Origin of the sequence: Streptomyces sp. NPDC102279 (genome assembly GCF_044766365.1) — a bacterium.
In the GTDB taxonomy this organism is placed as follows: Bacteria; Actinomycetota; Actinomycetes; order Streptomycetales; family Streptomycetaceae; genus Streptomyces.
Window position 1 is genome coordinate 435,803 of record NZ_JBIWLU010000003.1, and the last position, 23,296, is coordinate 459,098.

Annotated in this window: 19 protein-coding genes and 1 pseudogene; 14 read left to right on the forward strand and 6 right to left on the reverse strand. The window is 72.1% G+C overall.

Translation table 11 applies throughout. The annotated features are described in order from the left end of the window. Nucleotides 1-21 precede the first annotated feature (21 nt). Nucleotides 22-717 carry a GntR family transcriptional regulator gene (locus ACIRQH_RS08775; RefSeq protein ID WP_404224826.1) on the reverse strand — a complete coding sequence of 232 codons (696 nt, stop codon included), beginning with the start codon at nucleotides 715-717 and terminating at the stop codon, nucleotides 22-24. A 193-nt stretch (nucleotides 718-910) separates the two neighbouring features. Then, nucleotides 911-2,266, reverse strand: coding sequence for an aspartate aminotransferase family protein (locus ACIRQH_RS08780; protein WP_358815388.1), 1,356 nt, complete (start codon nucleotides 2,264-2,266; stop codon nucleotides 911-913). Nucleotides 2,267-2,465: 199 nt separating this feature from the next. Here ACIRQH_RS08780 and ACIRQH_RS08785 point away from each other — a divergent pair, with 199 nt between their 5' ends. From ACIRQH_RS08785 to ACIRQH_RS08800, 4 genes are all read left to right on the forward strand, one after another. Next, complete coding sequence (locus ACIRQH_RS08785; RefSeq protein ID WP_388875830.1) at nucleotides 2,466-3,101, forward strand: DJ-1/PfpI family protein; 636 nt, start codon at nucleotides 2,466-2,468, stop codon at nucleotides 3,099-3,101. Next, nucleotides 3,098-3,601, forward strand: a complete 504-nt coding sequence (locus ACIRQH_RS08790) for a MarR family winged helix-turn-helix transcriptional regulator (protein WP_404224828.1) — start codon at nucleotides 3,098-3,100, stop codon at nucleotides 3,599-3,601. Before ACIRQH_RS08785 ends, ACIRQH_RS08790 begins: the two co-directional genes overlap by 4 nt. A 79-nt stretch (nucleotides 3,602-3,680) precedes the next feature. Beyond that, the gene (locus ACIRQH_RS08795; RefSeq protein ID WP_404224830.1) at nucleotides 3,681-5,741 is read left to right on the forward strand and encodes a serine/threonine-protein kinase; all 2,061 of its coding nucleotides are present in this window, start codon (nucleotides 3,681-3,683) and stop codon (nucleotides 5,739-5,741) included. A gap of 152 nt (nucleotides 5,742-5,893) precedes the next feature. Then, on the forward strand, nucleotides 5,894-7,426 hold the full coding sequence (locus ACIRQH_RS08800; RefSeq protein WP_404224832.1) for a substrate-binding domain-containing protein: 1,533 nt from the start codon (nucleotides 5,894-5,896) through the stop codon (nucleotides 7,424-7,426). 45 nt (nucleotides 7,427-7,471) lie between these two features. Here the strand turns inward: ACIRQH_RS08800 and ACIRQH_RS08805 are convergent, their stop codons facing one another. Further along, the gene (locus ACIRQH_RS08805) at nucleotides 7,472-8,212 is read right to left on the reverse strand and encodes an SLATT domain-containing protein (RefSeq protein ID WP_388875818.1); all 741 of its coding nucleotides are present in this window, start codon (nucleotides 8,210-8,212) and stop codon (nucleotides 7,472-7,474) included. A gap of 351 nt (nucleotides 8,213-8,563) precedes the next feature. Here ACIRQH_RS08805 and ACIRQH_RS08810 point away from each other — a divergent pair, with 351 nt between their 5' ends. From ACIRQH_RS08810 to ACIRQH_RS08840, 7 genes are all read left to right on the forward strand, one after another. Continuing rightward, nucleotides 8,564-8,908, forward strand: a complete 345-nt coding sequence (locus ACIRQH_RS08810; RefSeq protein ID WP_081218502.1) for a YbaB/EbfC family nucleoid-associated protein — start codon at nucleotides 8,564-8,566, stop codon at nucleotides 8,906-8,908. Nucleotides 8,909-8,994: 86 nt separating this feature from the next. Then, nucleotides 8,995-9,594, forward strand: a complete 600-nt coding sequence (gene recR, locus ACIRQH_RS08815; protein ID WP_328749050.1) for a recombination mediator RecR — start codon at nucleotides 8,995-8,997, stop codon at nucleotides 9,592-9,594. Then, nucleotides 9,587-10,246 (forward strand): DUF5063 domain-containing protein, encoded by a 660-nt coding sequence (locus ACIRQH_RS08820; RefSeq protein ID WP_388875815.1) that lies wholly within the window; start codon nucleotides 9,587-9,589, stop codon nucleotides 10,244-10,246. The genes recR and ACIRQH_RS08820 overlap by 8 nt, the downstream gene beginning before the upstream one ends. Before the next feature lie 247 nt (nucleotides 10,247-10,493). Then, nucleotides 10,494-11,771: an aspartate kinase gene (locus ACIRQH_RS08825; protein WP_355880306.1), complete on the forward strand. Its 1,278-nt coding sequence runs from the start codon at nucleotides 10,494-10,496 to the stop codon at nucleotides 11,769-11,771. Next, nucleotides 11,768-12,826, forward strand: coding sequence for an aspartate-semialdehyde dehydrogenase (locus ACIRQH_RS08830; protein WP_388930154.1), 1,059 nt, complete (start codon nucleotides 11,768-11,770; stop codon nucleotides 12,824-12,826). The genes ACIRQH_RS08825 and ACIRQH_RS08830 overlap by 4 nt, the downstream gene beginning before the upstream one ends. Nucleotides 12,827-13,263: 437 nt before the next feature. Next, on the forward strand, nucleotides 13,264-13,932 hold the full coding sequence (locus ACIRQH_RS08835) for a SigE family RNA polymerase sigma factor (RefSeq protein ID WP_358815396.1): 669 nt from the start codon (nucleotides 13,264-13,266) through the stop codon (nucleotides 13,930-13,932). 83 nt (nucleotides 13,933-14,015) lie between these two features. Beyond that, nucleotides 14,016-15,053, forward strand: coding sequence for a hypothetical protein (locus ACIRQH_RS08840; RefSeq protein ID WP_404224836.1), 1,038 nt, complete (start codon nucleotides 14,016-14,018; stop codon nucleotides 15,051-15,053). Between the two features lie 356 nt (nucleotides 15,054-15,409). Here the strand turns inward: ACIRQH_RS08840 and ACIRQH_RS08845 are convergent, their stop codons facing one another. Next, the gene (locus ACIRQH_RS08845) at nucleotides 15,410-16,306 is read right to left on the reverse strand and encodes an SURF1 family protein (RefSeq protein WP_358815553.1); all 897 of its coding nucleotides are present in this window, start codon (nucleotides 16,304-16,306) and stop codon (nucleotides 15,410-15,412) included. 49 nt (nucleotides 16,307-16,355) lie between these two features. Next, nucleotides 16,356-16,731 (reverse strand): annotated as a pseudogene (locus ACIRQH_RS08850) (nuclear transport factor 2 family protein). A gap of 172 nt (nucleotides 16,732-16,903) precedes the next feature. Between ACIRQH_RS08850 and ACIRQH_RS08855 the strand changes: the two are divergent. Then, nucleotides 16,904-18,733, forward strand: a complete 1,830-nt coding sequence (locus ACIRQH_RS08855) for a prolyl oligopeptidase family serine peptidase (RefSeq protein ID WP_358815399.1) — start codon at nucleotides 16,904-16,906, stop codon at nucleotides 18,731-18,733. Nucleotides 18,734-19,137: 404 nt separating this feature from the next. Here ACIRQH_RS08855 and ACIRQH_RS08860 read toward each other — a convergent pair whose 3' ends face one another. After that, nucleotides 19,138-21,123 carry an NAD-binding protein gene (locus ACIRQH_RS08860; protein ID WP_404225022.1) on the reverse strand — a complete coding sequence of 662 codons (1,986 nt, stop codon included), beginning with the start codon at nucleotides 21,121-21,123 and terminating at the stop codon, nucleotides 19,138-19,140. Between the two features lie 241 nt (nucleotides 21,124-21,364). Between ACIRQH_RS08860 and ACIRQH_RS08865 the strand changes: the two genes are divergently transcribed. Beyond that, nucleotides 21,365-21,838: a carboxymuconolactone decarboxylase family protein gene (locus ACIRQH_RS08865; protein WP_388875799.1), complete on the forward strand. Its 474-nt coding sequence runs from the start codon at nucleotides 21,365-21,367 to the stop codon at nucleotides 21,836-21,838. A 714-nt stretch (nucleotides 21,839-22,552) separates the two neighbouring features. Further along, nucleotides 22,553-23,092: a nuclease-related domain-containing protein gene (locus ACIRQH_RS08870; RefSeq protein ID WP_388930156.1), complete on the forward strand. Its 540-nt coding sequence runs from the start codon at nucleotides 22,553-22,555 to the stop codon at nucleotides 23,090-23,092. Nucleotides 23,093-23,296: the final 204 nt, after the last annotated feature.

Consider the following 23,296-nt stretch of genomic DNA (forward strand, 5'->3'; position numbering starts at 1 on the left):
GTACCCGGCGGACCCGTGGGTTCATTCCGCGTCGAGGTGTTCGATGAGGCCGAGCGCGTGCTCGTTGTACGCCGTCACGATCGCCCGCGCCGTCCCGGGGTCGCGGCGGGCGAGGGCGTCCACGAGCTCCGTGTGGGCCGACCAGAGGTGACCCTTGAGGTCCGCGACGTGGCGCAGGTGCTGGACGGTGCAGACCCAGGACTGGACCCGCAGCCGGTGCAGGAAGCCACCGAGGTAGGGGTTGCCGTAGAGGCTGCTGAGTTCGCGCCAGAACCGCAGGTCGTACCCGATGAGGATGTTCAGGTCACCGGCCGAGGCCGCGCGCTGGGCCTCCTCGCCGCGGCGCCGGACACCGGCGAGGAGGGCGACCGCGCGCGGATCGTCGAACTGCCGCAAGCCGCCGGCCACGAGGGCCTGGAACATCCCCTCCGTGACCAGGCCGCGTGCCTCGATCATGCCGCGGTAGTCGGCGGCGGAGTACTCGTGCACCCGGAAGCCCCGGTGCTGGTCCGCGTCCAGCAGCCCCTGGGCCGACAGGTCGACCAGGGCCTCGCGGACGGGGGTGGCGGAGACGCCGTACTGCTCGGCGATCTCCTTGACCGTGAACTCCTGGCCCGGCTGGAGCCGGCCCCCGAGCACCTCGTCGCGGAGCGCGTCCGCGATCTGCTGGCGCAGGGTGCTGCGGGTTACGCCGCCCGCGCGGCCGGTGCCGGCCATGGTGGTGGTCTCACTCCCCGTCGCGTGTCTCCCCGAGCAGGACACCATACGCGGTGGGATTCGGCGGGCGGGTCCCCGCCGCCCGTAGCGGCGGGGGGAGCCGCACGACCGGCCCCTACCCGCCCGCACCCGCGCCCCTGAGGAGGGAAGGGAGGGAAGGGAGGGGAGGGCGGGGGCGGGAACCGCTACGGCCTCAGACCGTGTGCTCGTCCGCGACGGACAGCGCCTCGTCCAGCACCGCGAGCCCTTCCTTGGCCTCGGCCTCGGTGACGTTGCACGGCGGCACGACGTGCGTGCGGTTCATGTTGATGAAGGGCCACAGACCGCGGGCCTTGGCCGCCGCACCGAACGCGGCCATCGGCGCGTTCGCCTCGCCCGCAGCGTTGTACGGGACCAGCGGCTCCCGGGTCTCCCGGTCCTTCACCAGCTCCAGCGCCCAGAAGACGCCCGTGCCGCGCACCTCGCCGATGCTCGGGTGCCGTTCCGCCAGCTCGCGCAGGCCGGGTCCGATGACGGTCTCGCCGATGGTGGCGGCCTGGCCGACGATCCCCTCCTCCTCCATGACGTTGATCGTCGCGACGGCGGCGGCGCAGGCCAGCGGGTGACCGGAGTAGGTGAGCCCGCCGGGGTAGGGCCGCCTGGCGAAGGTCTCGGCGATCTCCGCGGAGATCGCCACGCCGCCCAGCGGGACGTAACCGGAGTTCACGCCCTTGGCGAAGGTCATCAGGTCCGGCGTCACGTCGAAGTGGTCGGCGGCGAACCACTTGCCGGTGCGCCCGAACCCGGCCATGACCTCGTCCAGGATGAAGACGATCCCGTAGCGGTCGCAGATCTCGCGCACCCCGGCCAGGTAGCCGGCCGGCGGCGTCATGATGCCGGCCGTGCCCGGGATCGTCTCCAGGATGAGGGCCGCTATGGTCCCCGGCCCCTCGAAGGCGATCGTGTCCTCCAGGTGCGTCAGGGCGCGCTCGCACTCCTGCCGCTCGCTGTCCGAGTGGAAGGGGCTGCGGTACAGGAAGGGCGCCCAGAAGTGGACGACACCGGCGGCGCCGCTGTCGTTCGCCCAGCGCCGCGGGTCACCGGTGAGGTTGATCGCGGTGGAGGTGCCACCGTGGTACGAGCGGTAGGCGGAGAGCACCTTCGGGCGGCCGGTGTGCAGCCGGGCCATCCGGGTGGCGTTCTCGACGGCCTCCGCGCCGCCGTTGGTGAAGAAGATCTTGTCCAGGTCGCCGGGGGTCCGCTCGGCGATCAGTCGGGCGGCCTCCGAGCGGGCCTCGACGGCGAAGGCGGGCGCGAACGTGGTCAGGGTCGCGGCCTGTTCCTGGATCGCGGCGACGACCTTCGGGTGCTGGTAGCCGATGTTGGTGAAGACGAGCCCGCTGGTGAAGTCCAGATACCGCTTGCCTTCGTAGTCCCAGAAGTACGACCCCTCGGCGCCTGCGACGGCGAGCGGGTCGATGAGCTCCTGCGCTGACCAGGAGTGGAACACGTGCGCGCGGTCCGCGGCCTTCACTGCGGCGCCGGCTTGGGGGTTGGGCTGAGGGGTCATGCGCGCAGCGTAAATGTCCACGGACCGGAGGCGATATCGGCGTCCTGTCTGTGGACGGCGGCTTTCCGCGACAGTCTGTCGGGCTTCGCGGACACCCTCGTGGCGTGCCCGGCCGACACTCCCGCCTATCTTGACAGTGTGCTGTCCAATTGACAGCATGCTTCCATAGGTTTTCGCCCGCCGAGGAGGAGTGACCGACATGAACGCCACCACGGACACCGACGCAGGCACCGCACCCCGCAAGCCCGTCCACCTCGCCGTGTACGACACCTTCGCCGACTGGGAGACGGGCCACACGACGGCCCACCTCGCCCGCGCCGGGTACCCGGTCCGCACCGTCGGCCCCGGCCGCGAGCCGGTCACCACCATGGGCGGCCTGCGCGTGCTGCCCGACCTCGCGCTCGACGAGCTGCGCCCCGAGGACAGCTCGCTGCTCGTCCTCACCGGCGCCTCCCTGTGGGACACCTCCGGCGACCTGGCGCCCTTCGCCCGCGCCGCCCGCGCGTTCCTCGACGCCGGGGTGCCCGTCGCCGCGATCTGCGGGGCGACCGCCGGCCTCGCCCGCGAGGGCCTGCTCGACAACCGGGCCCACACCAGCGCGGTCTCCTTCTACCTGGCCGCCACGGGCTACGGGGGCGGCGAGCGGTACGTCGACGCGGACGCCGTCACCGACGGGCTCCTCGTCACCGCGGGACCCACCGAGCCCGTCGCCTTCGCCCGCGAGGTCTTCGGCCTCCTCGGGGTCTACGAGGGAGAGGTCCTGGACGCCTGGTACCGGCTGTTCCACGACTCCGACGCCGCGGCCTACGCCGTGCTGGAGAAGGCGGGCCGGTGAGCCGGCGGCGCCAGGACCTGTTCAGCCGCAGCGCCCTCGCGGTGTTCCGGCTCAACGGGCAGTACCTCTCCGTGGCCGAGGACCTGGCCCGGCCGGCCGGCATCACCGCCGCCTGGTGGCAGGTCCTCGGCGCCGTCCTCGGCGAACCCCTGCCGGTCTCCGGGATCGCCCGCGTCATGGGCATCACCCGGCAGAGCGTGCAGCGCATCGCGGACCTGCTCGTCGAGAAGGGCCTCGCCGCGTACCGGCCCAACCCCGCCCACCGGCGCGCCAAGCTCCTCGCCCCGACCGAACAGGGCCGCGCAGCGATCGCCGGGATCGGGCCCGGTCACGCCGCCTACGCCGACCGGGTCGCCGAGGCACTCGGCCCGGACGCGCTCGCCGAGACCGTCCAGGTCCTGGAGCGCCTCTCCGCCGTGCTCGACGCCCTCGCCGCGGAGGACCTCGCGGAACCCGTGCTTCCTGTTACCGAAACGGCACGATCCGTGACGGAACCGTAGACAGGTGCCCGCCCGCGGGCCTGCGGGGCCGCACTATCCTCGGGCTGTTGCACACACACGGGGGAGGGTGGGCGCTGCCATGGAGAAACTGGGGGCGGGGGATCCGCGGCAGATCGGGGTGTACCGGCTGCTGGCACGGCTCGGCGCCGGGGGAATGGGGCACGTCTATCTCGCCCGGTCCGACCGGGGACGTACCGTCGCCGTCAAGCTCGTCCGTGAGGAACTCGCCGAACAGGAGGAGTTCCGGGCCCGGTTCCGCCAGGAGGTGCAGGCCGCGCGCCGCGTCGGCGGGTACTGGACCGCGCCCGTCCTGGACGCCGACACCGAGGCAGTGATCCCGTGGGTGGCCACCGGCTACGTCGCCGGGCCCTCGCTGCAGACCGTCGTCGGGCACGACCACGGCGCGCTGCCCGAGCGGTCCGTGCGCATCCTCGCCGCCGGACTCGCGCACGCGCTCCAGGACATCCACGCCGCGGGCCTCATCCACCGCGACCTCAAGCCCTCGAACGTCCTGGTCACCATCGACGGCCCGCGCGTCATCGACTTCGGTATCGCCCGCGCCCTGGAGACGGTGACCGACGGCGGACTCACCCGCACCGGCGCGCTCGTCGGCTCGCCCGGCTTCATGGCCCCCGAGCAGGTGCGCGGCGACCGCGTCACCCCCGCCTGCGACATCTTCTGCCTCGGCTCGGTCCTGTCGTACGCCGCCACCGGCGCCCTGCCGTTCGGCGCGTCCAACAGCGGTGTGCACGCGATGATGTTCCGCATCGCTCAGGAGGAACCCGATCTGTCGGGGGTGCCCGAGAGCCTGTCCGACCTCGTGCGCGCCTGCCTGCGCAAGGACCCGGCGGCCCGGCCCGGCCTCGACGAGATCCTCGCGCGCACCGGCGCGGAGGACACCGTCGCCGACGGCCGCACCCGCGATCCGTGGCTGCCCAGCGCGCTGGTCGCCCAACTCGGCCGTCACGCGGTGCAGTTGCTGGACACCGAGGATCCCGACGAGCGGCAGGCACCCGCCGTCGCCGCTGCCCCGGTCCGTCCGGCCCTGCCGCCCGCACCCGAACGCCCGGCCTCCGCTCCGGACTTGTCCAAGCCGCCGGCCGCCCCGCCCGTCCCCGCGGGCCCGCCCTCCCCCTCTTCGCCCGCGTCGCCCTCGGCCTCCTCCGCGACGCCCGGCGCGTCCGCCGAGGCGTCCCCGGAGCACGCCCCCGCCCCGCCCGAGGGCGGAACGACCCCGCCCGCGCCGGGCGGCCCCGGCCCGGTGAACCATCTCCCCACCCTCGTCGCCGGCGCGGGAACCACGCCTCCGCCGACGCCGGCCGGCCCGCACCCGGCGTACGGCTATCCGCAGCAGCACCCGCAGCCCACCGGCCAAGGGCCGGCCCAGGCCGCGTACGGCTATCCGCAGGCCGGCTGGGGCGGCCCGCAGGCGCCGTACGGCTCGACGCCCCCGTACGGCCCGGGTGCCACCACCCCGTACGGTCCCGGCGGCCCGACCCCGCCCTACGGACCGACCCCGCCGTACGGTCCTGCGGCCGTCCCGGCCGGACCCGAACCCGCGCGCCGCAGCGGCCGTTCCACCGCCTTCCTCGTCGTGGTGGCCCTGGTCGTCGCGCTCGGCGCGGGCGGCAGTGTGTACGCGCTGATGAAGGGCGGCGGCAGCGGCGGCGACGACGATTCCAAGGCGTCCCCCGCGTCCTCCGCCGGGCCCGCCTCACCGGACGGGAGCGCCTCGCGGGCGCCGTCCGCCGCGTCCACCTCCCCGAGCGCCGAGAACCCGGCCGCGGGCACCGTCCCGGAGGCCTTCCTCGGCACCTGGGACACCAGCATCGACAACGCCACCGGCCACAACACCCGCCGACTGACCATCGAGCAGGGCGAGGTCGGTGACCCCGTGCTCACCCTCACCGCCGACGGCCCGGCCGGCAGCGGCACCTACCACTGCGTCTTCCGGGCCACCCTCACGAGCGCCCCGGCCGGCGGAACGCTGGAGATCGGCCCCTCCCAGGTCACCTCCGGCGAACCGCTGTCCTCCTGCTCCCCGGGCTCCGCGTCCGAGATCACCCTCCTGTCGGACGGCGGCCTGCGCCGGGTGAACACGACCTCGGGCGAGGCGCTCACCTACGCGAAGAGCGGCTGAGCACACCCGCGGACGGCACCCCGCGCACCTGCGACGGACCACGCCAACGCCCCTTTGCCTGAGGGCTGTTGAAGTTCACCCCGTGTACGACGGCCGTTTCCGGCCGAGGCCGTACGGTGACCGGACCGCAGTGCCCGGGGGAGTGACGCGCAGTGGAGTGGCTGAGCGCAGAGAACGTCGTGGCCGTCGGAACCGCCGTCGTCGGTGTCGTCGCCTCCGCCGTGATGGTCTGGTACGAACGCAGGGTGCCCCGTCGGAAACGGCTGGGCTACCGCGTGCAGATGGACAACCCCATCGGCGACGACGTCCGCTCGGGGCGCGCGAACGTACGGCTCGGCCTGTTCGACGAGACCCCCGGTATGTCCGACGCCACCCTCGTCCTGCTGCGGATCGAGAACGACGGCTCGCAGAGCATCGCCGGGGACGACTACACGAGCCGCGAACGGCACGGCCTGAACGCGGTGTTCACCGACCGCACCATCCGCGGCGTGTCCGTGACCCAGCCGCCCGGCACCGACCACCTGATGGACCACTTCACCGCGGCGGCGGGCCTCGGCTACGCGGACGGCACCCTGCGCATCCCGCGGGTCCCGCTCAACCGCGGCGAGCACTTCAAGCTGCTCGTCCTGCTGTCCGGCGGCGACGTGGGATGCCCGATACGGATCATCGGCGGTATCCGTGACGGCGAGGTCCGGCCCAACCGCAGTACGACCCCCGACGACCAGCCGCCGCTGTTCAGCCGCGCCGCCCGGCTGATCACCGTGCTGCTCACGGTGTGCGTCGTCACCCTCGCGCTGATCGTCGTGCTGCGGGACGACTCACCGCCCCCGATCGGCTGCGCGCAGGGCATCCTCACGGTCACCGGCTCCACCGCCTTCGAGCCCGTGATGCGCGAACTCGCCGAAAAGTACGAGGAGGACTGCGCGGGCTCCACCATCACCGTCGACGCCCACGGCAGCACCGCCGGGGTGCGCGAACTCGACGCGGCGGGGCAGGAGTCGAAGAACGGATCACCGGCCGTCGTCGCCCTCTCCGACGGTCCCAAGCCGGGAGACTTCCCCCGGCTGCGGGAGAACCGGGTCGCGGTCTCGGTCTTCGCGCTGGTCGTCAACGACGACATCCCGCTCAAGAACCTGTCGCTGACGGACGTACGGCGGCTCTACCGGGGCGAGATCAGGAACTGGAAGCAGCTCGGCGGACCCGACCGGCCCGTCCTGCTCGTCAGCCGGGACGCCAACTCGGGTACACGGCAGGTGTTCCAGCGGCGGGTGCTCGGTCGCGGCGAGATCGCCAACTCCTCACTGGACTGCGTCCACAAGGACGACGCGACGGCGCCGCTGGTGCGCTGCGAGCTCGACTCCACCGACCAGGTGCTGAACACCGTCGCCCGGCTGCCCGGCGCGGTCGGCTACAGCGAACTCAACAACGCCACCGGGCACCAGGGCCTGCACCGGCTGGGCCTCGACGGCCACACCGCCTCCGTCGAGGACCTGGAACACGGCACGTCGGACTACCCGTACCGCGAGATCGAGTACGCCTACACCTACGGGCAGCCGCCCGCCGACTCGCTCGCCTCCAGCTTCCTGTCCTACGTCGGCCGGGGCAGCGGCCAGGACGTCGTCCGCACCCATGGCCATCTGCCGTGCGGGACGCCGGTCGGGCTGAAGATCTGCGGTGCGGGCTGACCCTCCCGCGCCGCCCCGGCCCTCACCGAACCCGGCACACCGTCCTCAGCGGGGCTCCGGCGGGCGCTGGCGGGGCATGTTCGGGCGGGTGCCCGGCGGCAGCGGGACGCGTCCGTTGAGATGAGCCCCGTCGACCCGGGGGGCGCCTACCGCCGACGACTGGATGCCGAGCGGCGCCGGACCCGTACGGAACTCCACCATCCAGTCCGCCGTCTCGGTGCGCACCAGCTCCGTGACGTCCTCCGAGAACTTCCGCAGCACCCCGAGACACCGCTCGGCCGCCTCGCCGGCGGTCCCGTCGGTGGGGCCGAGGACCTCCCGCACGCTCTCCGACGCCCAGTCGAACTGGAGCACCTGAAGGCGCCGCAGCACGGCCTGCGCGGTGGCCACGTCCCTTATCCACCCGGAGGTCACCCCGAAGAACCGGTCGACGGCGACGCAGGCGACGGCGAGCAACAGCGCCAGATACCCCCAGGGCGCCACCCCGCCCACCGACCCGGTCAGGTCGAGCAGCGGCAGCGCGGCCCCGGCGACGGCGCCGACCGCGGCTCCGCAGCGCAGCAGTCGCGCGCCCCACCGCTTCCCCATACGGTCGCCGAGGTACCAGGACATCGTGTCGAGGGCCCCCTGTTCCACCCAGCGGTACAGCTCGTGGAGCCGCTCGGCGGGCTCCCCCCAGTCGCCGAGCGGAAACGGCCGGCCCGTCAGATCGCCCGGCCGCAGCCCCGCTCCCTCGCTCCGCCCCTCCTGGGGCGGACCCTCGGGCTGCATCTCCGGCTGACTCACCCGGCACTCCTCACTGACGACGGTGACGACAACGGAATGGACGGCACCAGAAGACGGCGGACGCCGGCGCGTACGGCGCCGACGGATCGCGCCCGCGCAGCCGACGGCACTGACCCTGTGTGATGCCGTGTGACGCGTGGTACGCAAGCGCCGCCCCCTTCCTACCGCCCAATGGGTGGCGATGGACCGGGTTTCCCCGCTTTTCCGCCCGGAAGAGGCCCTTGATCAGGTATAGGCGTCAAGACGGTCTCACTCGAAAGAGTGCTTGGGCGACGGGCCGGTCGACCACGTAGGCTCGTGCTGGACAGGAAAAACGGCCCGTACAGCCGTACTCGAAACCAGGAGCTGATCGTGATTCCCGGTGGTGGCCAGCCCAATATGCAGCAGCTGCTGCAGCAGGCCCAGAAGATGCAGCAGGACCTGGCGAACGCCCAGGAGGAACTGGCGCGGACGGAGGTCGAAGGCCAGGCGGGAGGCGGTCTGGTCCGGGCGACCGTGACGGGTTCCGGAGAGCTCCGCGGCCTGGTGATCGACCCGAAGGCGGTCGACCCCGAGGACACCGAGACGCTCGCCGACCTCGTCGTCGCGGCCGTCCAGGCGGCCAACGAGAACGCTCAGGCGCTCCAGCAGCAGAAGCTCGGCCCGCTCACCCAGGGGCTCGGCGGCGGCAGCGGCATTCCCGGTCTGCCTTTCTAAGACCGGGGGCGGCCAACTACCGTACGCACAAGGAAAAGACGGAAGACGGAACCAGGCGGTACCGAAGCACTCGGAAAGGCAGTCCGTTGTACGAAGGCGTGGTTCAGGACCTCATCGACGAACTGGGGCGGCTCCCCGGCGTCGGTCCCAAGAGCGCGCAGCGGATCGCCTTCCACATCCTCCAGGCGGAGCCGACGGACGTCCGCCGGCTCGCGCAGTGCCTGATGGAGGTCAAGGCGAAGGTCCGCTTCTGCGCGACCTGCGGCAACGTCGCGCAGGAGGAGCTCTGCAACATCTGCCGCGATCCGCGCCGCGACCTCACGGTGATCTGTGTGGTGGAGGAGCCGAAGGACGTCGTCGCGGTCGAGCGGACACGTGAGTTCCGGGGCAAGTACCACGTCCTCGGCGGCGCGATCAGCCCGATCGAGGGTGTCGGCCCGGACGACCTGCGGATAAGGGAACTCCTGACCCGTCTCGCCGACGGCACGGTCACGGAGCTGATCCTGGCGACGGACCCGAACCTGGAGGGCGAGGCCACGGCCACGTACCTCGCCCGCATGATCAAGCCCATGGGCCTCAAGGTCACCCGCCTGGCCAGCGGCCTCCCGGTGGGCGGCGACCTGGAATACGCGGACGAGGTCACGCTCGGCCGTGCCTTCGAGGGGAGACGACTCCTAGATGTCTGACGCCACGCTGCACGCGACGAGCCCCGACCCCGACGACTTCTCGGTCCAGATCGCGGACCAGGTGGAGAGCTTCCTGGTCGCCGTCACCGAGGTGGCCAAGGGCGACGAGCCGGATTCGGCCGTGCCCTTCCTCCTCCTGGAGGTGTCCCAGCTCCTCCTGGCGGGCGGCCGTCTCGGCGCGCACGAGGACATCGTCCCCGACGAGCGCTACGAGCCCGACCTGGGCCCCGAGGCGGACGTCGACGTCCTGCGCGAGCGGCTCGCGGTGATGCTCGAACCGATCGACGTCTACTCCGAGGTCTTCGACCCCTACGAGCCCCGCAAGGCGCCGGTCGCCTGCCGTATCTCCGACGACCTGGCCGACGTCATGGCCGACCTGCGCCACGGCATGGCCCACTACCGGGCCGGCCGCACCACGGAAGCCATGTGGTGGTGGCAGTTCTCCTACTTCTCGAACTGGGGCTCCACCGCCTCCGCTGCCCTGCGCGCCCTCCAGTCGCTGGTGGCGCACGTCCGCCTGAACCAGCCCCTCGACGACCTGAACGGCCTCGACACCGACCAGGACCTCGGCGAGGACGCCCTCGCGGAGGAGGCGGGCCAGGTCATGGCCCAGGAGATCGCCGGCCCGCTCGGCCTGCGCACCGTCAAGTAGCCCGGTCGTCCGCCCCACCCGGTGCCGCGGGATGTGACACCGGGCACTTTCGGAGTGGCCGGGCCGAAGGACGGGCAGGTGCCGTCTCGGAGCGGCCGGATGTCCCTTGCTGACCTGACATCCCGAGTGATCACTTCGTGAGCGGGACATCTCACGATGCGATACCTCGGAAGGGAAATCCGGCCGCTCGTTAGACTGAGCCGACCGCAGTTGTGCGGTGCAGAGACGGATTGACCGAGGAGCGCACGTGGGCCTTGTCGTGCAGAAGTACGGAGGTTCCTCCGTAGCCGATGCCGAGGGCATCAAGCGCGTCGCCAAGCGAATCGTGGAAGCGAAGAAGAACGGCCACCAGGTGGTCGTGGTCGTTTCCGCGATGGGCGACACGACGGACGAGCTGATCGATCTCGCCGAGCAGGTATCTCCGATGCCCAGCGGACGAGAGTTCGACATGCTGCTGACCGCCGGAGAGCGGATCTCCATGGCGCTGCTGGCGATGGCGATCAAGAACCTGGGCCACAGCGCCCAGAGCTTCACCGGCAGCCAGGCAGGCGTCATCACCGACTCGGTCCACAACAAAGCCCGGATCATCGACGTCACCCCCGGCCGTATCCGTACGGCGCTCGACGAGGGCAACATCGCCATCGTCGCCGGGTTCCAGGGCGTCTCGCAGGACAAGAAGGACATCACCACGCTGGGCCGTGGCGGGTCCGACACCACGGCCGTCGCGCTGGCCGCGGCGCTCGACGCCGAGGTGTGCGAGATCTACACCGACGTGGACGGCGTGTTCACCGCCGACCCACGCGTGGTGAAGAAGGCGAAGAAGATCGACCGGATCGCCTTCGAGGACATGCTGGAGCTCGCCGCCTCCGGATCGAAGGTGCTCCTCCACCGCTGTGTGGAGTACGCCCGCCGCTACAACATCCCGATCCACGTGCGCTCGTCCTTCAGCGGGCTCCAGGGCACCTGGGTCAGCAGCGCACAGAACCAGCAAGGGGACCAGAAGGTGGAGCAGGCCATCATCTCCGGTGTCGCTCACGACACCTCCGAGGCCAAGGTCACGGTCGTGGGCGTCCCGGACAAGCCGGGCGAGGCCGCCGCGATCTTCCGCGCCATCGCCAACGCCGAGATCAACATCGACATGATCGTGCAGAACGTGTCGGCGGCCACCACGGGCCTGACGGACATCTCCTTCACCCTCCCCAAGACCGAGGGCCGCAAGGCCATCGACGCCCTGGAGAAGGCGAAGGGTGTGATCGGCTTCGAGTCGCTGCGCTACGACGACCAGATCGGCAAGATCTCCCTCGTCGGCGCCGGCATGAAGACGAACCCGGGTGTCACGGCGGGCTTCTTCGAGGCCCTCACCGACGCCGGCGTCAACATCGAGCTGATCTCGACCTCCGAGATCCGCATCTCGGTGGTCACCCGCGCCGACGACGTCAACGAAGCCGTCCGCGCCGTGCACAGCGCCTTCGGACTCGACTCCGACAGCGACGAGGCCGTCGTCTACGGGGGCACCGGGCGATGACCGGACGACCGACGCTCGCGGTCGTGGGTGCGACCGGAGCCGTCGGCTCGGTCATGCTCCAGATCCTGTCCCAGCACGCGGACATCTGGGGCGAGATCCGTCTGATCGCCTCGCCGCGCTCCGCCGGCCGCAAACTGGCCGTGCGCGGTGAGGAGGTCGAGGTGGTGGCCCTGTCGGAGGAGTCCTTCGACGGGGTCGACGTCGCCATGTTCGACGTACCGGACGAGGTGGCCGCCCAGTGGGCGCCGATCGCCGCCGCGAAGGGCGCGGTCGTCGTCGACAACTCGGGCGCCTTCCGGATGGACCCGGAAGTGCCCCTCGTCGTCCCCGAGGTGAATCCGCACGCCGCGCGCGTGCGCCCTCGCGGGATCATCTCGAACCCGAACTGCACCACCCTCTCGATGATCGTGGCGCTCGGCGCCCTGCACGCCGAGTTCGGGCTGCGTGAACTCGTCGTCTCCTCGTACCAGGCGGTCAGTGGCGCCGGCCGTGCGGGCGTCGAGACCCTGCGCCAGCAGATGTCGCTGGTCGCCGGTACGGAACTGGGCACGAGCCCCGGTGACGTACGCCGGGCCGTCGGTGACAACACGGGTCCCTTCCCGGAGCCGGTCGCGCTGAACGTCGTGCCGTGGGCCGGGTCGCTCGCCGAGGACGGCTGGTCCTCGGAGGAGATGAAGGTCCGCAACGAGACGCGCAAGATCCTCGCGCTGCCGCAGCTGAAGGTCGCCGTGACCTGCGTCCGCGTCCCCGTCGTCACCACGCACTCCCTGACCGTCCACGCCCGCTTCGAGGGCGAGGTCACCGTCGACAAGGCACGGGAGATCCTGGCCACCGCGCCCGGTGTCGTGCTGTTCGACAACCCCGCCGCCGGTGAGTTCCCCACTCCCGCCGACGTGGTGGGCACCGACCCGACGTGGGTGGGCCGGGTCCGCCGGGCCCTCGACGATTCGACTGCCCTCGAACTGTTTGTGTGCGGTGACAACCTGCGCAAGGGTGCTGCATTGAACACCGCTCAGATCGCGGAGCTGGTGGCGGCGGAGATCTTCGGCGCGTAGGTCCCGGGCGTCGGAACCCGCGCCGTTCCGCAGGTTCTGCGCTCCGGGCGTCCACCAGCCGGAATCTTGGTGGCCGTTATGGGAGACCTTTGTAAGATCCGTGTTGGTTCAGTGATCAATTTAATGGTCCGGACCACTTGAACCGACCCGTGTCGGCGTCGGAAGATTTCCCTCCCCGCTCTCCGCAACCGCGCGGAGGGCGGGGAGCGTCTTTGCGGTCGCCGTTCAGGGGCGACGGGGGTAGCAGGCATATGGGGCACAGGGGAAGAGCTGGTACGCATGAGGGCATCTAGTGCATCGTCGCGCGCGCCGTACGGCGTTCCGGCGGGCGGTCCAACGGGCGTACCGGAGGGCGGTGTTCAGGCGAATGTGGCGTCCGGCGCGAATGTGACGACCGTCGCGTACAACCCTCCAGGGGGGACGTGTGTCCAACTGGCGTGGCAGAGGTACTCGAATTCACCGCGGTACAGACGAGGGGCACCGCCCTGCGTCCACCCCGCCGACCCCGCAGCCCCGGCTCGCCCGGCGGCATGCCGGTGATCGCGCCCATGCCTGCGACGCGGCCTACCCGCATTCCGGACCAGCGTGACGGCGCCGAGGACATCGCGGCGGCGGGCACGACCGTAGACCACCTGACCGAGACGTACCGGGCGCACTACCGCTCGCTCCTCGGCCTGGCGGCACTCCTGCTGGACGACACCGCCTCCTGCGAGGACGTCGTCCAGGAGGCCTTCATCCGGGTGCACTCGGCGCGCAAGCGCGTGCGTGACCCGGAGAAGACGCTCGCCTACCTGAGGCAGACCGTCGTCAACCTGTCGCGCTCGGCCCTGCGCCGTCGCATCCTCGGCCTCAAGCTCCTCTCGAAGCCGATGCCCGACATGGCGAGCGCCGAAGAAGGCGCCTACGACCAGTTGGAGCGCGACGCGCTGATCAAGGCGATGAAGGGACTCCAGCGCCGCCAGCGCGAGGTCCTCGTCCTGCGCTACTTCGCGGACATGACGGAGGCGCAGGTCGCCGAGACGCTCGGCGTCTCCCTGGGCTCGGTCAAGGCGTACGGCTCGCGCGGTATCGCCGCGCTCCGCGTCGCCATGGAGGCTCCGGCATGAGCGCGTCCGACGATCGGTGGCGTCCCGGCGACCCGGGGCGCCCGGAACCTGAGCACAAGCAATCGCACGCTGGGAACGGAACTGTGAACCACGGCCCAGACGAACAGCCCGACACGCACGGGCAGGACGGACCGGAAGCCGAGGGGTTCGGCTCGGACGAGCTGGCGCTGCGCCGACTGCTGCACCAGGCCGTCGACACGGTCGAACCCACCGACGGCACCCTGGCCCACCTGCGCCGCGCCGTACCGGCCCGGCGGGCCCGCAAGCGCCAGGCCCTGGTCGGCATGGCCGCCGCCGCGCTCTTCATGGGTACGGCCATCCCGGCGGTCGTCCACGTCTCCAACTCCTCCGGGTCGAACGCCGACCCGTCCATGGCGGCCAACAGCTCCCCCGCCCAGAGCGGCGCGAACCAGGACAAGGGCACGGGGACGGGGAACGGCAAGGAGGCCGGTGGCTCGGGCGGCACGTCCAAGGGCAAGGACACCGGCGGCCGGACCGAGAAGCCGGGCAAGGACAAGGGCGCGGGCAGCGGTGCCACCACGGGCGGTACCGACCCGTCGGCGTCGGCCCTGAGCGCGGCCGCGTGCACGACGGAGCAGCTCGGCGGAGCCACCGGCACCGCCGCCGGCCCGGACTCCACGGGCGCGGTCTACGGCTCCTTCACCGTCTCGAACGTCTCCACCACCGCCTGCACGGTCACCGGCTCGGGCAGCTTCAACGCCTCGGCCGAGGGCGCGGCGGAGCAGGGCAAGATCGGCGTGGCGACACATGTCGCGGGCGACGCGGCCGGCGGCCTGCCCGACCCCTCGGCGGAGGTGACCTCACTGGTCCTGCAGCCGGGTGGCTCGTACGTGGTGAAGTTCGCCTGGGTGCCCTCGGAGACGTGCCCGACCATCCCGCCGTCCCCGGACCCGACGCCCACCGAGGGCGCCACCGACACCGGCGGCACGTCGTCGGAGGGGGTCGGTGCGGCGCCGCAGCTCTACGTCGAGGACGGTGTGCAGGAGGGCAGTGTCATCGTGTCCAGCACGGCGGCCACGGGGGGCGCGGGGGCCTCGGTGAACGTGCCCAACGCCTGCGCCGGCACGGTCATCCACACCGGAATCCTGGCGTCCGCCTGACCGGCCGCCGCCGCCCCCGGCGGCAGCGGCCGGCCGTACAGCGTGGAATCCGCCGCTCGTCGGCAGACGGCGGTGGACGGTCTCGGTGCCCTCGCGGGCGCCGGTGGCACAGACGGCCCTTTGCGCTCGCCCGCCGGCGGATGCGCGAAGGGCCTTCGCGTTGCCCGGACGGCCGCCGCGGGGCGGCCTTCGCGTCCCGCCGGGCCCGGTGATGCCGACGGACGGTGTACTCGCGGGCTACGGCTGCTGGGACTTCCCGGTCGCCGTACGGTGGCCGGTCGGGCCGTCGTGGTCGCCGTGCGGTGGCCGGTCGGGCCGTCGCGGTTCGGGCGGCGGCTGGGAGGCCGTCGCGGTCGTTAGGCGGTGGTGGAGGGTGTCGCCTCGGCGCCGGCTTCGTCGGGGTCGCCATAGCGGTCGCGGTCGTCCTCGGTCTCGCCGTCGCCCGTCCCGGGGGCGGACGCGGATCCGGTTGCGCCGTGCTCCTCGGGGCCGGCGTCCGGGAACAGGCCCAACTCGGCGTCGCGGGCGAACTCCACCTCGCGGCGCAGCAGCCGGAACCACATGAAGACGACGAAGCCCGCGAAGACGAACCACTCACCGGTGTAGCCGAGGTTCTGGAACGCCTTGAGGTCGAGGCTCGTGTTCTGCGGGGCGGCCGGCGGCACCGCCTTCATGCCGGCGTCGGCCTTGTCGAGCGTGATCCACGCGTCGTACGGCGTGTACGGCAGCAGGTTCACCAGGGACGCGGCGCTGATCGCGGCGGTCTGCCCCGAGGGAAGTCCGCCGGCCGTGCTGACGCCGTCCGAGCCGGGGCTCTCGGAGGCCTGCAGCGCGCCCGTGACGGTGACCTCGCCGCCGGGGGCCGCCGGGGCCTTCGCAGGGTCGGCGTCCCCGGGCAGCCAGCCGCGGACCACGGGCAGCGCCTTGCCGCCGTCGACGCGCAGCAGCGTCAGGACGTAGAACCCCTGCCTGCCGTCCAGTTCGCGGTCGGGCACGAGGAGCTGCTTGTCGTACCGGCCCGTCGCGACGGTCTGCTTGCCGGACGTCTGCGTGGTCACGGGCAGCATGCCGGCCAGCGGCCTGGCGGGGTCCGTCTTGGCCGCCGAGGCGGCCTCGTCCGCCGCCCGGTGGTCCTGCACCCGGTCCTCGAAGCGCCCCAACTGCCATGACCCCATGAAGATGCAGAAGGGGATGGCCAACAGCACGAAGACGTTGATCCCCCACCAGCGGGGCGTCAGCAGGAACCGGTACACATCGTCCACGGTACGGTGCCGCCCCGCGGGGCTCGGCCGTGGGGCCCGCTCAATAGCGCTCCGCGAGATGGTCCCTGCCCGCCGGCGGCTCGTACGGCTCGGGCCAGAAGTCCGTGACGGTGGTGATCCTTCCGTCCCCGTCGGCCCCGAAGAACGTGACGGCCTGCGTCTCCTCCAGGCCCACGGTGAGAACGATCCATGAGACGGCGTGACCGGGCTCGGCCACAATCCGCTCGATCCGGACGCGCCAGTCGCCCGGATACTCGCGGTTGAAACGCGACGTACCGCTCTCTGCCGCTGATGCGCTCCCGCGTCTGCGGCAGGGTGTAGACGACGTCCTCGGCGAGCAGGTCCGCGAACGCGTCCCAGTCCCGGACGTCGGCGGCGGCCCAGTAGCTCTCGACGGTGGTGCGCAGATCGGTCATGCGAAGAGTCTGCATCCCGCCACTGACACAGGGCCTGACCTGCGCGGACACCGCGTCGGCCGGGTACGGCCCGGTCCGCCTCCGGGAGGCGTGACGCCCGGCGGCGGGGGAGTTGTCCACAGGCCGGGGATCCCGTCGGCGCTCTGCCGCCCGGGCCAGGCACTATGGGGCCATGACTGACAGCAGCAGGTCCATCGAGCAGCAGCAGGCAGACATGCCCGACTGGGAGAAGCGCTTCCGGGCCCCCCGGGTGTCGCTGCCGGACTGGGCGGAGGACGCCCCGCACCGCTCCCTGTTCGTCTCGAACGCGACAGGGACGTACGAGCTGTACGCGTGGGACCGTGCGACGGGCGAGCAGCGCCAGGTCACCCACCGGGCGAACGGCACGACGGACGGTGTGCTCTCGCCCGACGGCGCGTGGATCTGGTGGTTCGACGACAAGGACGGCGACGAGTTCGGCATCTGGCGCCGCCGCCCCTTCGAGGCCGCTCTGGTCGACGGCGAGACCGATGAACCGGCCGTCCCCGATCTCGACCCCTCGTACCCCGCGGGCCTGGCCATCGGCCGCGACGGACGGACGGCCGTGGTCGGTCGCTCGACGGACGACGACGGTTCGACGATCCACCTGGCGCGGGCCGGCGAGTCCCCGGTGGAGATCTACCGGCACCGCGAGTCGGCCGGTGTCGGCGACCTCGCGCACGACGGCTCGCTGATCGCGATCGAGCACACCGAGCACGGCGACGCGATGCACTCCGCGCTGCGAGTGCTGCGCCCGGACGGTTCCTCGGTCGCCGAGCTCGACGACACCGAGGGCGGCACCGTCGAGCTGGGCCTCGAAGTGCTCGGCTTCGCACCGGTGGACGGGGACAGCCGGCTGCTCATCGGGCATCAGCGGCGGGGCCGCTGGGAGCCCCTGGTGTGGGACGTGTCGACCGGCGAGCAGACCGACCTGGCGCTCGACCTCCCCGGTGACGTGGCCGCCGAGTGGTATCCGGACGGCTCGGCCCTCCTCGTGGCCCACAGCTTCGAGGCCCGCAGCGACCTCTGGCGCTACGACCTCGCCTCCGGCGAGCTGACCGAGGTCCCGACCCCGCCGGGCACCGTCTCCGGAGCGACGGCCCGCCCGGACGGCACGGTGGAGTACCTGTGGTCCTCGGCGGCCGAGCCGTCGGTGGTCCGCTCCACGGCCGGCAAGGTCGTCCTGGACCCGCCCGGCCTGAAGTCCCCGGGATCGGTGCCCGTTGAGGACGTTTGGGTCGAGGGGCCCGGCGGCCGCATCCACGCCCTGATCCAGAAGCCGGCCGGCACCACCGGTCCGCTCCCCACCGTCTTCGACATCCACGGCGGCCCGACCTGGCACGACAGCGACTCGTTCGCGGCGGGCCCGGCGGCCTGGGTCGACCACGGCTACGCGGTGGTCCGGGTCAACTACCGCGGCTCCACGGGCTACGGCCGCGCGTGGACGGACGCGCTCAAGCACCGCGTCGGCCTCATCGAGCTGGAGGACATCGAGGCGGTCCGCGCCTGGGCGGTGGACTCGGGTCTGGCCGATCCCGAGCGGCTGATCCTCACCGGCGGATCCTGGGGCGGCTACCTCACCCTCCTCGGCCTCGGCACCCAGCCCGACGCGTGGACCCTGGGCATCGCCGCCGTGCCGGTCGCCGACTACGTCACGGCGTACCACGACGAGATGGAGGCACTGAAGGCGATGGACCGCACGCTGCTCGGCGGCACGCCGGAAGAGGTCCCCGAGCGCTTCGAGGCGTCCTCCCCGCTGACCTACGTCGATGCGGTGAAGGCCCCCGTCTACATCTCGGCCGGTGTGAACGACCCCCGCTGCCCCATCCGCCAGATCGACAACTACGTCACGCGCCTCGCCACCCGCGAAGCCCCTCACGAGGTCTACCGCTACGACGCGGGCCACGGCTCCCTGGTCGTCGAGGAACGCATCAAGCAGGTCCGCCTGGAACTGGACTTCGCGGAAAGGTACTTGGGGAAGTAGGCCGGGCTACAGCTACAGCTACAGCCACGGCTGGGGCTGGGGCACGGCCACGGCTACCGCTTACGCCCTGAGGGGCACGGTGCCCGGGGAGGCGATCCTGCTTCTCCGGCCCGCCCTCGTGCGTCGCAAGGCCCGGCGGGGTCGCATGCGTCGCTCCGGGCCGGGGCGGGGAACGCGCTGTGCCGTGCGTCCCGACCTCTCGCCCGGGTCGGCGAAGCGGACAACACCTCGGCCGGTCGGGGCGGACAACACCCCGGCCGTGGGTGGGGGGAGGCGGACAGCACTCCTTCTCCGGGTCGGGGGGGGTCGGGGGAGGGGTCGGGGGGTTGGGGAAGATACGGATGAAGGGCTCCCGAGCGGGGCCCGCCGGCCGGCCGGCCGGCCAGGCCCGGCCTCCAGCCCGCTCAGCTCCCCCCGGCCCGCTGCTGGGGCTGTCGTCCGAGCAGTTCCGCGAGTCCGCGGCGGGTCGCCGCGAGCACCACGCGGTCCTCGGACTTCAGGACGTGCGTGGCGGGCAGGTCCCACACCAGGCTGGGGCCGCGCGAGGCCGGCGCCGCGGCCGCCCGGCGTTGTCCACGCGACGCGGTGTCGAGGGCGAGCACCCGCCACGACCCGGCCCGGAACGCCTCACCCACCGTGCGCCCCTCCAGCTGCGGATGACCGCCCACGTCGACCGCGGCGAACAGCAGCACCCGTCGCTCGACCGGAATCGCCCCGAGGATCTGCCGCCCCATCATCGCCCCGGCGAACGCCGGCGCGGCCAGGTGGGACACGCTGCGGCTCCGTGTGAGCGCGCCGGGATGCGCGGCCCGCAGGGTGCGGTACACCGCGGTCGCGAAGTCGTCGTCGTACAGCCGCAGGACGACGCGCAGGTCGGGCTGCACGCTGCGGGCGTACAACACGGCCTCCAGGTTCGTGGTGTCCGCGCTGGTCAGCGCGAGCAGTGCGTGGGCCCGGCGGATCTTGGCGGCCTCCAGCACACCTTCCTGCGTCACGTCGCCCAGCACGACCGGCACGCGCAGCCGCCGGGCCAGCGCCAGCCCGCGCGCCTCGGGGTCGGCCTCGACGCACACCACGGGGATGTGCAGCTCGCGCAGCCGGGCCAGTACCCGGGTGCCGATCTTGCCGACGCCGAGCAGCACCACGTGCCCGGACAGGCCTCGCGGCGGCTTGCGCAGCGCGGACCCGCTGCGGAACGTGCCGAGTGCCTCCAGCACGGCGGCCAGCAGTACCGGCAGGAGCAGCAACCCGACCATGCCGGAACAGAGTTGGAGGATCTGGCGCCCCAGCGGCTGACCTGTGGCCGGGTCGTTGATGGCGAACAGATCGAGCAGCGTCAGATACGTCGCCTGGAGCGGTTTCTCGCCGGTGACCAGCATCGAGGCCACGGCGAGCCCGACCACGCACGCGACGAGCCCGGCGAACGACCAGCGCAGCCGCCGCGAGAGCAGCGAACCGAAGGACGGTACGACGCGGCGCCCGGAGGACAGTTCGGGACCGGCGTACGAGACGTTCTCCAGGACGACGGTGCCGCGCCCGGTAGCCGCGGCCACCGCCCCCGCGTCGGGGAGCAGTCGAGGTCCCTGGGAACCACTCCCCTCCGAACCGTCCGCGCCCGCAGGGTCGTTGGTCGTGGCGGACAGCAACGCGAGGGTGCACAGACCGGGATCGGCGACCTCGCCCGGTCCCGGTGGCGGCCGCTCGACCGCGCGGAGCATCAGCCCGTCGGTCTGTACGACCTTGCTGGTGCCGGCCACGGCGGTGGCGGCCAGCGCGGGCGCGGCGGTGTCGGCGTCGGACAGGACGGTGGTGGACGCGTCGTAGACGTCACGGCCGCGGTCGCCGGGACCGCCGGAGTCTCCTACGGCGCCGGACCCGGGAGTCCCGGCGCGGAGCGAGGCGCCGGCGAGGGCGGAGGCCTGGTCGAGGAGGGCTTCGATGTGCTGTCCGAGGCGTCGGTTGTAGAGCCGCAGGACCAGCCGGATCCGCGGGTTGAGCCGCCGCGCGGTGAGGGCGGCACGGATGTTGGTCTCGTCGTCGTCATACACGAGCGCCAGCGCGGCGGCCCGTTCCACCCCGGCCTCGCCGAGCACCTCTTCGGTCAACTCGGCGGCCTCCACGACCCGTTCGGAACCGGGAGGCTCGCCCACGCGCCCACCGGCGGGTGCGGTGCCGTCCCCGCCGCCATTCGCCCCGTTCCCGTTCCCGGAGGCCCGGTTGACGGCTGCGGAGACGCGGTCGAACAGGGCTGTGGCCCGTGTCCGCCCGACCACCGGCGGTCGCACACTGCGCTGCGCGGGCGGTACGACGAGGGTGACCTGTTCGCCGTAGACCCCGCGCAATTCGGCGGCCAGCCGGTGCGCCAGGGCGTCGTCACCGGCCACCACCATGTGAGCGGCGGCGTCGGTCGAGGCGATCTGAGACGGAAGGTTCACCACGGGAGAGAAGACTGCCGCACGGGCGCGGGCGGTTCCAGTTCCGGATGAGACCCGGCTGTCGCCGCTCGGTCCACCGGGGCGAGACGCGGGTCACGGACGGCGATGTCACAACGGGCGGGGCTCGTCCCGTCCAAGGGGTTGAAGCACCACGGCAAGCCACCGCATGTGCGGCCCACGTGACATAGGAGAAGCCATGGAAGCCCGTTTGAACCTGTTCGCCAGCCCGGTCGCCGCGAAGTTCGGAAAGCACCTCAACGCGGCGGGCAAGGCGCTCGCGGACTCGACCCTGCCTGCCGCGACGCAGGAACTGGTGAAGCTCCGCGCCAGCCAGATCAACGGCTGCGGTTTCTGCACCGACATGCACACCAAGGACGCCGAGCACGCCGGCGAGACGTCGGTACGCCTCCACCTCGTCGCGGCCTGGCGGGAGGCCTCGGTGTTCACCGACGCCGAGCGCGCCGCCCTGGAGCTGACGGAGCAGGCCACCCGCATCGCCGACGCGGCGGGCGGCGTCACGGACGAGTGCTGGGCGAACGCCGCCAAGTACTACGACGAGGAGCAACTCGCCACCCTGGTCTGCGTCATCTCCCTCATCAACGCCTTCAACCGGGGCAACGTCATGGTCCAGCAGCCGGCGGGCAGCTACCGCCCGGGCCAGTTCGCCTGAGGGGGCACGGCAGGGGCCCGGTCGCCATCGTGTGACGGGGCCTCTGCCCAGCACTTTCTCGTTCCGCTGTCGCGACCCGTTCCCCGGTCGGGGATCCGGCCGCCCCCAGCGCGCCCTTGTGCGTGTCGTCCTCGCGCTGCTGCCATGTCGACATCGGCACCGACGAGGTCAGAGGGGGCAACCATGCTTCAGCTCACGGTCGTTCGATGGAGGCGGTTCGGGCACGACCGTCTCTACGTCAATCTTCCCGACGGCACGGCGGCAGGCTGGGCGGACTGTACGACGGGCACGATCACCGTCCTGCACACGGAGTACCTGGAGCCGGTGACGTCCGTACTCGCACCGCACTTACGGGAAAGGCCGGAGTCGCCGGCACCGGGAGCACCGTCGCGCGCGGGGGCGTCGTCTCGTGAGGGGTCACCGTCGCGCGCGGGCGCACCGTTCCGTGAGGGCGGATCCTCTCGCCGGGCGGTGCCGGACATCCGCCGGTTCCAAGGCGGCCTGCACAGAGGTCCGGCACCAGAGGCATCGGAGGCAGCGGAGGCAGCGCAGGCACCGGAGGCAGCGGAGGCAGCGCAGGCACCGGAGGCAGCGGCGGCGACGCCCCACCACCTGACTCCCCTCCTGCCACCCCTGACCCCACCCGACGACCTGGCGGAGAACACTCCCGGCACGGCACTTCAACCGAGGGTCGACGAGTCCTCGGCCGGTCCCGTGGCACGGGCCCTGGCCCGGATACTCGGGCGCCCGGCCGACGGGGACTCCTGGCGCAAGGGCGCGGCCGGTGAACGCCGCGTCGGCGCCGAACTCGACCGGCTGCGGCGGCACGGATGGCATGTCCTGCACTCCATCCCGTTGCCCGGGGACGTGGACCTCGACCACCTGCTGATCGGGCCCGGCGGGGTCTTCAGCATCAACACCAAGAACCACCCGGGGAAGCCGGTCTGGGTCGGCGACGACGCCGTGAAGGTCGACAACGGCGAGCCCCGGCCGTACGCCCGGAAGAGCCGATCCGAAGCGGAGCGCGTCCAACGCGTCCTCGGCCACTTCTGCGGCTTCACCGTCCCGGTCGAGCCGGTCCTCGTCTTCGTCGGTATCACCGACCTGAAGGTCGAGGCGACCCAACTCAAGGTGAGGGTCTACCGAGAACGCGAAGTCTCCGCCCTGGCCCCTTTGACGGGCGTCTGGACGCCCTCCCAGGTCACCAGGATCCACAGCGTCGCCCGGCACCGGAGGGCTTGGCTGGAGGCTTGAGGGGGTGTGGCCCTGTCCATGGTCGGGTGAGGCGTGGGCCGTGTCCGGCGCTGCGAGGGGCTCGAGGACCGTTTTCACCGCGGGTTTCACGGCGGGGCGGGGACGCAAATCTGCGTCCCCTTGCAACCAAGGGCACCTTCCGTTGGTCTGCGCTGTGCCAACGCCACTCCACACCCGAGCCAACACGCGGTGAATCCGGTGCGG